Here is a 10,142-nt window from a genome sequence, read left to right as displayed (position 1 = left end):
TCGTAAAGTGTTATCGAATATAATTAGTATTAACGAGCTACTGCTAAAACCTAAAACCTAAAACCTAAAACCTAAAACCTAAAACCTAAAACCTAAAACCTAAAACCTAAAACCTAAAACCTAAAACCTAAAACCTAAAACCTAAAGCCTAAAACCTAAAACCTAAAACCTAGCTCGTAGCTCGCAACCCATGCCAGGTCAGTCGGCCAGGGCGTTATTTGTGGGCTGATAAGCGCCATTATCTAACGCATCAAAGTAAGTTTGGTAGCGACCATTTTGTTTAAATTTAAGTAATTGCTGATTAAAAATCTCAAGCCATTGTTTACTGTATTCGTTATTTTTAGGGAACATGACAAAGCTTTTATTGATTAATAGTGGCCTTGGGTGATGCACAATGGCATTTTTTATTGTAGGTAGTTGACCTGCCAATATGTGATAGCCTACGCTTTTTTCCTCGGCAAAGGCGTCTATTCTGCCCATAGCTAAGCGTTTAAAGTTTTGCTCTGTGGTACTTACTCGCGACATATCAAATAGACCCGCTTGTAGTGCTTTATCAAACTCTTCGCCATAGCTGTAAGCAAGCCCACCACCGAGTAATAAGCCTTTTAAATCGTTTAGGTTTTGCCAATCAAAAGGGCGTTTTTTGTGATAAAAAAATACAAAACGCTCGTTTAACACTGGCTCACTGTAAAAATAATCCTCAGTACGTTGTTGTTCAAACATCCATACGGCGGTGGCTGCGTATTTATCATTAATGGTGTCGTGGTAAGCACGCGGCCAGGGTAAAAAGGTAAAGTTAACCTTAATATTGGCTTGTGCAAATAAGTCGGTGATTAAATGGGCAATCACACCTTGATGAGGTAATGATTCACTTAAAAAAGGGGGCCATTCGCCGGTACTTATATTTAAAGTAGTGGTATGTGTGGGCTGTTCGTTTTTGGGTTGAATTGCTTCAATTGCGTTACTGTAATCACTCACTAAAGCCATCAGACAAAAAGATGCGGTAAAAATAAGGTATCTTAATTTAGCTGATAACATCACATGCATATGTATAGTTTACTCCTTCTTAGCCATTAGGTTGTGATCGGTGCTGTTCAAAAAGTAGGCTATTGTAGTGAGTGAAACTGAATGCACGCTTAAGCTAGATCAGTCGGCAATAATACTTAATCATTTTACGGGGCTAAACGTGTCGCTACCTGCGTTAAAAAACTCTCATTTACGACTGCATGGATGCAGAAGGTAGAGCAATGCAGGAGCAATTGCTGAGAACAACTAAATAGCAAATTTTTTGCCTAGCTATCAACACATTTTTCCTGCCTCAAAACAGACCACTTGATTAAGCGAATTGGTATTAGATTTAAAGCCACCTTTTAATAAGTACAGCGTACTCTATTATTCTTTTGTTTGCATGTTTTTTGCACGCTCTTCAGCTTCAATTAATGCTTGTGATTTAGGGGCGCGTTGCTTTTCTTCCACTTTCGGTTTTTGTGGTGAATTTGGATCCCAACTTTCATCAAGCGATAAGTTAGCAAATGGGTTACTGCTTTGTGGCGGTATATCAGGCTTAGTGGGTTCAACTGGCGATACCTTTACTTGTTCTGGTTTTATCGCACTTTTTTTAGTGGGTAAGGGGGCGTTGGGATCGAAGGTGCGTATTTCAGGCTCTTTAAAGTCGTGCTCGGTAGATGGCGTTAACGGTGAGCGCGGTTGTTTAGGCGAATGTAAGTCTGCCTTTGGTTGTTGAGGCGAAATGGGCTCAGCTGCAATAGGTGCTTCTTTTTTAGTCGTTGGTACAGGCTCGCTAGGCTGATTAACCGGCTTGCGCTGTTTTTTGATTGGTTTGGCTTCGGGATCAAAGTCTCTTACTTGTGGCTCTGCATGCTCGGTGGCATTTTTTATCCGTTCTAAAGTGGCTTTAGCGGCGGCTTCAAACTCTGCGGTATTCGGGATTTGCTTTACTTTAGCTGTGCTCACTTCGTTTGCGTTTGGCTCGGCACTTTCGGTTGTTGTTTTTGGCTCGCTTTTGCTGGTATCAAGAGTCTTAGATTCATCAATAGCAGTACTACTTTGCTTGTCATCGCACTTAGTAGGGGGAGCAGCTAGTGGCATACTGGTATCGGCAGGCTCGTTATTTTGCTTAACATGGCGTAGGCGCATTAATACAACAACCCCAATTATTACCACTAAGAGTAGCGCCACACTGGGTAATACTAGCGACAACATATTTGATTTTTTAGGGATTGATGAGGCAACACCGTTAACTTGCTCTGTGGCATTTACGGTAACCGGCATGGCCGTTTGTAAAGGCTCTACTGTTGATTTTGTAACTGCTGGAGTTGTGTTGTTTTGCGTGATTGTATCAATGCTAGGCTGATCATTTGTTGCAGCATCAGTTTGTTCATCGTTTGTTGTTTTATTGGTTTGCGGCTCATTAGGCTCGGTACTTGCTGATGCTGGAACAGTTGTACTTTGAGTATGTTTAATACTTTGCTCAATATCTGGCTCAGACGCTGTTGCTACTGTTTGTTCAACGTGTGCAAGTGATGACTGGGTTTGACTCTCTGCAATAGGGGTATTTACAACAGATGAAACAGGCTCAGTTACTTGCGGTTTTGTAATCTCAGGGATGGGTTGTTCAATAATGGGTTGCGCTTTAGGCTTTGTTGCTGGTTGAGTACGTGCCGGGTTACTGCAGTTTTTTTTGTAGTCGCGAGCGGCGTTACGGTACTTACGGCTAGTTTTGTCGTTACTATATTGCTGCATTTCTTGTTTTATAAGAATGCACATCGCTTCGTTGTAAGCGGCACTGCTGGCACTATAAAACAAAGTAAAACAAAAAAGTAAGCAACTCAGTAACGGTTTCATAAAACTCAAAAGCGGTTAAGCATCAATGCACTAATTTTAAGCGTAAAGTAAAAAATTATCTAGGGTTTAGCAATTTCGCGCGCTAAGCCTAAATTAGTCAATCACCATTAAGCTGCGGTACTCGTCGTAAGCAAATTGGTCAGTCATGCCGCTTATGTAGTCTTGAATGAGTCTACATCTGTAATAAAACTCATAAGCTGCAAAGTGGTCGGGCTCTTCTTGCATGGCATTTATAGCGTGCTGATAGCTACTTAAATGTTTTTTAGAGAGTTTTTTAACTAATCTCGATTCTATTAATAAACGGTTGTCGCCATGTAGTGCGCGTTTAAAGTCGTCGCTAGTTAATTGCAGTAACGGTTTATAGCATTCTAGTAGGCCGTTAATAATACGGTAGCCTTGTAGTTCGAGCTTTTCGACCTCTTTATGAGAAAATACATGCTCAAGTGCCACTTGCTTAAGGGCTTGGGTTACTGCATGCAGGTAGCTGCGGTCTTCTAATAATGCATGGTTAAAGTCACCATGATAAATTGGCTCTATGTTTTCAATAAAGCGTTTAGCAGCATGATTTACTAATGGGTGCAGTAACGATACACGCAAATAAATAAAAAATTCACTATTAAAATTAAAGGGCTGTGCTTGCGCGCGTTCAATAGCGTAATTAATTGCATCATCAACAAAGCTTTGATGTTGGGTGTCGTTTAAGGCTAAGTTAATTAACGCTTTTTGATACTGTTTTTTTAGTTGCTCGCATAATAACTGTGTGGTGATTATGTCTTTTTCTACCGCATCTTCTATGTCAGCCAAGCAATAAGAAATATCGTCAGCGGCTTCCATTATGTAACTGGCTGGGTGGCGGCAATTCGGCTCCATTTTGAGCTCAGTTTGCAGTGCCTCTACAAAGCTTTTTTCACTGTAGTAGTAGCCCACTTTTTTCATAATGTAGTTTTTATTTTGTGGGATATCTTGCTTCGCTAAACTGGCAGGGCGGGTGTACTTTAAAATTGCCGCACTTTGGCTGTAGGTTAAATTTAGGCTGAGCAATGAGTGAATAATACGTATGCCTTGGGCGTTGCCTTCAAAACTGCAAATATCTTGCGCTAAATGTTTAAAAATAACGCCTATACTGCTATTGGCTGTTTGGCAACGCTCAGGCGTAATACTGGCCAAGTTAGCATTAAACCAATTATTAATGGCGGCCTCGCCAAAGTGACCAAATGGCGGGTTACCAATATCGTGCATTAGGCAGGCCATCTCTACAAGGGTTTCTAGCGGGCGTTCTAAGCCTGATAAACCATATTCTTTTTGCTGTTGGTAATTTAAGTTGGCAAAAACACGCTGCACAATAAATCGACCAACTTGTTGTACTTCTAATGAGTGAGTTAGGCGCGAACGCACTGCCGCGTTACGCTCCAGCGGAAATACTTGGGTTTTTTGTTGCAGCCGACGAATGGCTGCACTATTAATAATTCGGCCACGATCGCTCTCAAGCGCCATTTGTAAATTGGCCGTCGTGCGCTGCATACGCGCTGGGGTGATTTTGCTGCTGAAGTCGATCATGGCAATCCTTTTATTTTGCACGTTGGGCTCTTATTAAGTGCACAGTTATATTTTTAGTGAGCCATCTTTAATCTATCAGCATGTATCATAAAGTAACAACTTGCTTTAGTATTATTTTTTATAAAATTAACATACATCTATAGGTGTTTAAAATGAAGTTGTGGATCACAAAGGCAGTCTGTTTTTGCCTTTTATTAGGGATGAGTAATGCGTTTGCAGCCAAAGAGCAAACTGTAGTGATGATTTCAATTGATGGCTTGCGTTGGGATTATATTGAAAAGCACGGTGCACCCAATTTAAAAGCAATGGCTGAGCAAGGGGTTAGAGCACAAAAAATGCAGCCAGTTTACCCTACTAAAACGTTTCCAAATCATATTTCGGTGATTACTGGTTTACTACCCGTTAACCACGGTATTGTTGACAATAAATTTTGTGACAAAGCGCGCAATAATCAATGCTACAGCATGGGTAAAGGCCAAAAAGACAGTACCTGGGTACGTGGTACTCCATTATGGAATTTAGTAAAAATGCATGGGCTTAAATCGGCGGTGTATTTTTGGCCTGAGTCGGATGCGCGCTTTAATGGTATGACGCCAGACTACTATTTTCATTATTCTAAACAAGGTAACTACCAAGACAGAATTGACCAAATTGTACAATGGTTAAGTTTGCCTCAAGCGCAGCGCCCACGTTTTGTAGCCAGTTACTTTTCGCTGGTTGATAGTATGGGGCATGAGTTTGGCCCAGATGCAGTACAAACACGTGACGCTGTTCATAAGTTAGATGCTTTAGTGGGGCAATTACGTACTCGCTTGAGCAAATTATCTCAGGATATTAATTTAGTAATTGTTTCTGATCATGGCATGGCACAGGTTGATCCTGAGCAAAGCATTATTGTTAGCAGTTTACCTAAAGATGATAATTTTATTATTGTGAATACCGGTCCTCGTTTACTTATTTATACTAAAAGCGATGCTAAAAATGCGGATGTTGGCGCGTATAAAGCACGCTTACAAAAGGCGGCTAAGGGGCGTTATAGTGTTTTAAGTAGCGAACAGCTTGAAGGCTACCATTATAATAGTGGGAGCCGAGTGGGTGATATTGTGGTGCAAACCAATGCGCCTGCGGTATTTAGTAATGGTACTAAAGCGCCTTATTTAGGTACACATGGCTATGCTTATAGTGATGATATGGCAGCCACCTTTGTAGCAGCAGGTCCTGCGTTTAAAAAAGGGGTAAGTATTGAGCTGGTGAATAATTTAGATATTTACCCTGTACTTGCCAAGGTAATGGGGTTAACGCTAATGAGTCAAGTAGATAGCGATGGCAAAACTTTAATGCCCGCAATAAAAGCAGTTAATCATTAAAAAGAGCGCCGAGGCGCTCCGCAAGGGAAACTTAATTGGTGTAAATGGGTAATACTTTACCCATTTTTTTAATGCTAATTCTTAGAATTGGGTTTATTTAAAGTTAGCAATACTGGTTTTTGTGTCGGTTACAGTACGAATAGCATATGCTTGGTTGGTCACACCAAATGGAATGCCATTTACGCTCCAATTTGGGTTAGAGAAATAATCGTACTGAGTTGCACTACCAAACACATGCGGGTAAGCCATAATACTGGCAAATTCATTTTGTACACCGTGGCCCATACCATCAACATATACGCCACCGGCCGTATCGCCTTGCTTACGAGAATGCGCCAAACCTTGGTTATGACCTAGTTCGTGCACGAACGTTGTAGCTCCACAATCAACGGCTGTTATTGAATACATACGGTTACTCATTGAGCTGTATAAATTGCCATTCGTACCTTGACCAACCCATGCTAGTCCACAAGAGATTAAACCGCTGCCTGCACTTTGGCCTGTGCCTAAAACGGCTACCATGTCGGCTTTCCAATCATTACGTAAACCATCTACGTAGCTGCTATTTGTCACAGCGTTAAGCCAATCTTCTGAAGGGGTTATTGCATGGTTGCCTAAGTTTTGAGAACCGACTAAACGCAGTGTTATATCAACGCCATTTTGACTATATACTTGATTACTAAAAGCAATAAGCTGATTAATTTTAGTATTAATATTGCTGGTAGCGGCAGCTGATTGGTCGGTATATAAAATACCAATATCAATTGTTTCTGCTGACACTGTGCTAGCGGCACATAATGCCGTTGCAATAGCGGCTGTTGATATTATTTTTTTCATAGTCGTATTTCCTTTCTTTTGTAATTGCAGTTTTACTGCTGAGTCATCTTGGTTGAGGTTAAAAATTAAATTGAGGGTGATTCTTCATCACTGGGCGCAAACGGATCTCCACCGTCAGTATTTTTTGGTGCGGGTTCACCTACTTGGTGTTCTATATGGTTTTTATATAAGTCGCGTTTTGCTGCAATCCAGCCGTATTGGCCTTTGCTTTCAAAAACATAATTGCCACTTGGGGCAGTAAATTGACCATAAACCGCGTCATTACCAACGGTTAATATAGTGGTATGCAACGCTCCATTAGCGCCAATCACTTGGCCAACAATGCTTTTATCACCGTTACTGGCATTGGTAACATTCGTTATTTCAGCGCTGTAGGTTTCTGCGGTTTGCGGTATAGCTAGGTCAAAATTATCCCCTGCTTCAAGGGTTTTAAGCGCTGCTAGATCAAATTCTATATAGGCTTCATTTTGTAAATCGGTAGGCAGTACTTTTGCCGCTTTAAGTATTTCTTTTGCCTTGGTTGAAGGTTTATTGATTGCGTCAAATGAGTTTTCAATAACGGCTAACTTTGCTTTTGAAGGGGCGCCTTTTATAGGATCTTTACTCATATCGATTGGTAATGGCTTACGTGTTTGTTTTGCAAATTCAGAATCAACAGGAACGATATCAATAGCTATGGGGGCTTCTACCTCATCGGTTTTATTCTGATTATTAAGCAGCGTATATATGGCAAATACAGACAAAGGAATAGCGATAATTAAAACAATGTAACGTTTCATCTGTTTCTCTTTTAGGGTTATTGGTGAACTAATTGTTAAGTTTTATATTAAAAATAGGATGAGATCAAATTTAAATTGTAACCATAAAGTGTTAACGGGTGTTTTTGTAACTTATTGTAAGTATTTGCTTTACCTTTTTTAGGTATTTATTTTTGATTTAATAAGTGTGGTTTTTTGTAGTAATGACGCACCCTGTGGCATGTTTTTAGGTACGTATGTGTTTTTTAAATTGCAATGATTTTGAAAGACAAAACTGACCAATAAATTTTTTTAGCAACGTGATCATTTTTCATTATTCATTATTCAAAATTGCAAAGTATAAATAGGCAAAGTATGTTGTAGCATTAGGGTTTCTTAATGAGGGAATTATGGCAGGGACTGATCAGTTACTTAGTCGCACTATGGCGGGACTTGTTGCCGTTATTATTGGTTTTTCAAGTTCAATAGCATTGATTTACCAAGTGGTGATCACTTTAGGTGGCACACCTGAATTAGTGGCAAGCTGGATATTAATGCTGGGCTTGGTAATGGGCAGTACCTCTATTGTGTTGTCGTTTTATTATAAAGTGCCTATTTTAATTGCATGGTCTACCACTGGAGCTGCATTACTAATTTCAAGTGCTCAAGGCTATAGCCTACATGAAGCGATAGGTGCATTTATGCTCTCAGCCTTATTGGTGCTGGTGTCGGGAATAACGGGGTGGTTTGAAAAAATCATGAATCGCATTCCCAGTGAACTGGCTTGTGCCATGTTAGCGGGGGTATTAGTCACATTTGGCATTGATGTGTTTAACTTTATGAACGATATGCCATTAGTTATTGGTTTAATGGTGGTGGTGTACTTTATTGGTAAGCGCTTTTTTGCCCGTTTTGCGATGCTAAGTGTGTTGCTAGCGGGTATATTTTTAGCGTGGTATATGGGCAATATCGATACCAGTACCGTGCATTGGCAAGCCAGTAGTTTTACTTATATTGCGCCAAGCTTTAGTTTGCAGGCATTTGTAAGTATAAGTATTCCTTTATATATAGTAACTATGACCTCACAAAACTTACCCGGTTTCGCTATTTTGAAAGCACATAATTATAAGGCGCCTATATCATCGTCATTAACTGTGACCGGGTTAATAAATTGTGTGACGGCTCCTTTTGGTACCTACTCTATTAATCTAGCAGCCATAACAGCGGCTATTTGTATGAGCGAAGAGGCCGATAAAGACCCTGATAAGCGTTATTGGGCAAGTATTGCTGGTGGCGTGTTTTACATAATTATGGCGTTATGTGCGGCTATGTTAGTGGCAATTGTGGCAAGCCTGCCACAGGCCTTAGTATTGGCGCTGGCGGGTATTGCTTTGTTTGGCACTATTGCCAATAGTTTGCAGCAGTCTTTGCATAGTGCTGAATATACTGAAGCGGCCATTATTACTTTTTTAGTCACGGCCTCAGATTTAACTTTATGGTCGGTGGGCTCTGCCTGTTGGGGAATAATTGCCGGAGCAATCACATTATTAGTGACACGTAAGCGCTAAGCGCAGCTTTGAATTATAAGTTGTCAGCTATCAGAAAGTGATACAAGAGAAAGCGCGAGATATACTCGCGCCTACAAGCTTTCACCGCACTTGGCTAATCTCCAGCTGAACGCTGAGAGCTAAAACCTAACCGCTGCTCTCTTTTTTATAGCATTGGCTTTAACACATCAAACATGGCGTCGATGTGATCGTCACGGTCATTTAGGGCTGCAATGTATCGGTATTTTTCGCCGCCAGCTTCTTCAAAAATTTCGCGGTTTTCACCTTCTAATTCTTCAAGTGTTTCAAGGCAGTCGGCGCTAAATGCAGGGCTAATAATTGCGATATCTTTAATGCCTTCGCTAGGTAAGCTCTCAAGAGTTGCATCTGTGTATGGTTTTAACCATTCAGCTTTACCAAAGCGACTTTGAAAAGTAGTGATCACTTTATCTTTGTCTAGCCCTAGTTTTTCAACCACTAAACGCGTGGTTTGTTGGCAGAGGCAGTGATATGGGTCGCCATTATCTAAAAACTGTTTAGGCATACCGTGGTATGAAAACACCATTTTTTGTGGCATTCCGTGTTTTTCTAAATCTTCGCTAATGCTGTTAGCGAGTGACTCTAGGTAGGTTGGGTTTTTGTGATACCCATTTACAAAGTGCAGCTCTGGCACCCAGCGCCATTTTTTTAATACATTGGCAACCGCATCAAATGTGGAGCCTGTGGTTGGGCTTGAATACTGCGGGTAAAGCGGCAGCACAATAATACGGGTTAAACCTTTGTCTCTAAGCTCTTCAAGGCCCGCTTCGATTGATGGATTACCATAGCGCATCGCCATAACCACTTCGGTGTTGGTATAGCCATGGTGTTTTAATAAGGCATTTAATTTAAGGCTTTGCTGGCGTGTAATGTGAGTAAGCGGCGAGCCATTTTCGGTCCATATACTTTTATATAATTTAGCTGAGCGTTTTGGGCGAATACGCAAAATGATGCCGTGAAGAATGATCATCCACACTATACGTGGTATTTCTACAATACGCGGGTCTGACAAAAACTCACGTAAGTAAACACGTAACGCGCTTGCTGTGGGGGCATCGGGGCTACCTAAGTTGGTTAATAAAATACCTGTTTTTTGGTTAAAACGCCCGTCGTGGGGATTATCGGTAACGGCAGAAAATCGCGACACTGTGTGCTCCTTCAAGCAATATATTTGAAAGTAACTATTATGGCTT

Annotated in this window: 8 protein-coding genes; 2 read left to right on the top strand and 6 right to left on the bottom strand. The window is 40.8% G+C overall.

Annotated elements, in window-relative coordinates:
• Positions 1-198 precede the first annotated feature (198 nt).
• The 3 genes from CWB78_RS14910 to dgt form a co-directional block, all read right to left on the bottom strand.
• Positions 199-1,047 (bottom strand): substrate-binding periplasmic protein, encoded by an 849-nt coding sequence (locus tag CWB78_RS14910; RefSeq protein ID WP_138596268.1) that lies wholly within the window; start codon positions 1,045-1,047, stop codon positions 199-201.
• Positions 1,048-1,392: 345 nt separating this feature from the next.
• Positions 1,393-2,865: a hypothetical protein gene (locus CWB78_RS14905; RefSeq protein WP_138596266.1), complete on the bottom strand. Its 1,473-nt coding sequence runs from the start codon at positions 2,863-2,865 to the stop codon at positions 1,393-1,395.
• Between the two features lie 93 nt (positions 2,866-2,958).
• Positions 2,959-4,422, bottom strand: coding sequence for a dGTPase (dgt, locus tag CWB78_RS14900; RefSeq protein WP_010389524.1), 1,464 nt, complete (start codon positions 4,420-4,422; stop codon positions 2,959-2,961).
• A 152-nt stretch (positions 4,423-4,574) separates the two neighbouring features.
• Here dgt and CWB78_RS14895 point away from each other — a divergent pair, with 152 nt between their 5' ends.
• Positions 4,575-5,789: an alkaline phosphatase family protein gene (locus CWB78_RS14895; RefSeq protein WP_138596264.1), complete on the top strand. Its 1,215-nt coding sequence runs from the start codon at positions 4,575-4,577 to the stop codon at positions 5,787-5,789.
• A gap of 93 nt (positions 5,790-5,882) precedes the next feature.
• Here CWB78_RS14895 and CWB78_RS14890 read toward each other — a convergent pair whose 3' ends face one another.
• Both CWB78_RS14890 and CWB78_RS14885 read right to left on the bottom strand, forming a co-directional pair.
• Positions 5,883-6,626 (bottom strand): M12 family metallo-peptidase, encoded by a 744-nt coding sequence (locus CWB78_RS14890; RefSeq protein WP_055011576.1) that lies wholly within the window; start codon positions 6,624-6,626, stop codon positions 5,883-5,885.
• A gap of 65 nt (positions 6,627-6,691) precedes the next feature.
• Positions 6,692-7,405 (bottom strand): protease inhibitor BamI-like protein, encoded by a 714-nt coding sequence (locus tag CWB78_RS14885; protein WP_054201457.1) that lies wholly within the window; start codon positions 7,403-7,405, stop codon positions 6,692-6,694.
• 368 nt (positions 7,406-7,773) lie between these two features.
• Between CWB78_RS14885 and CWB78_RS14880 the strand changes: the two genes are divergently transcribed.
• Positions 7,774-8,931 carry a benzoate/H(+) symporter BenE family transporter gene (locus CWB78_RS14880; protein ID WP_138596262.1) on the top strand — a complete coding sequence of 386 codons (1,158 nt, stop codon included), beginning with the start codon at positions 7,774-7,776 and terminating at the stop codon, positions 8,929-8,931.
• A gap of 145 nt (positions 8,932-9,076) precedes the next feature.
• On the opposite strand, the gene hemH is transcribed toward CWB78_RS14880, so the two are convergent.
• The gene (gene hemH / locus CWB78_RS14875; RefSeq protein ID WP_010389517.1) at positions 9,077-10,096 is read right to left on the bottom strand and encodes a ferrochelatase; all 1,020 of its coding nucleotides are present in this window, start codon (positions 10,094-10,096) and stop codon (positions 9,077-9,079) included.
• Positions 10,097-10,142 lie beyond the last annotated feature (46 nt).

This window comes from Pseudoalteromonas sp. S1612, from assembly GCF_005887175.1.
Classification (GTDB): domain Bacteria; phylum Pseudomonadota; class Gammaproteobacteria; order Enterobacterales; family Alteromonadaceae; genus Pseudoalteromonas; species Pseudoalteromonas undina.
This window is presented reverse-complemented; position numbering and strand designations above follow the sequence as displayed.

What these genes read in the sequence shown, in the direction of transcription:
- CWB78_RS14910 (WP_138596268.1), bottom strand. Translation starts at nt 1,047, where the DNA reads ATGCATGTGATGTTATCAGCTAAATTAAGATACCTTATTTTTACCGCA.
- CWB78_RS14905 (WP_138596266.1), bottom strand. Translation starts at nt 2,865, where the DNA reads ATGAAACCGTTACTGAGTTGCTTACTTTTTTGTTTTACTTTGTTTTAT.
- dgt (WP_010389524.1), bottom strand. Translation starts at nt 4,422, where the DNA reads ATGATCGACTTCAGCAGCAAAATCACCCCAGCGCGTATGCAGCGCACG.
- CWB78_RS14895 (WP_138596264.1), top strand. Translation starts at nt 4,575, where the DNA reads ATGAAGTTGTGGATCACAAAGGCAGTCTGTTTTTGCCTTTTATTAGGG.
- CWB78_RS14890 (WP_055011576.1), bottom strand. Translation starts at nt 6,626, where the DNA reads ATGAAAAAAATAATATCAACAGCCGCTATTGCAACGGCATTATGTGCC.
- CWB78_RS14885 (WP_054201457.1), bottom strand. Translation starts at nt 7,405, where the DNA reads ATGAAACGTTACATTGTTTTAATTATCGCTATTCCTTTGTCTGTATTT.
- CWB78_RS14880 (WP_138596262.1), top strand. Translation starts at nt 7,774, where the DNA reads ATGGCAGGGACTGATCAGTTACTTAGTCGCACTATGGCGGGACTTGTT.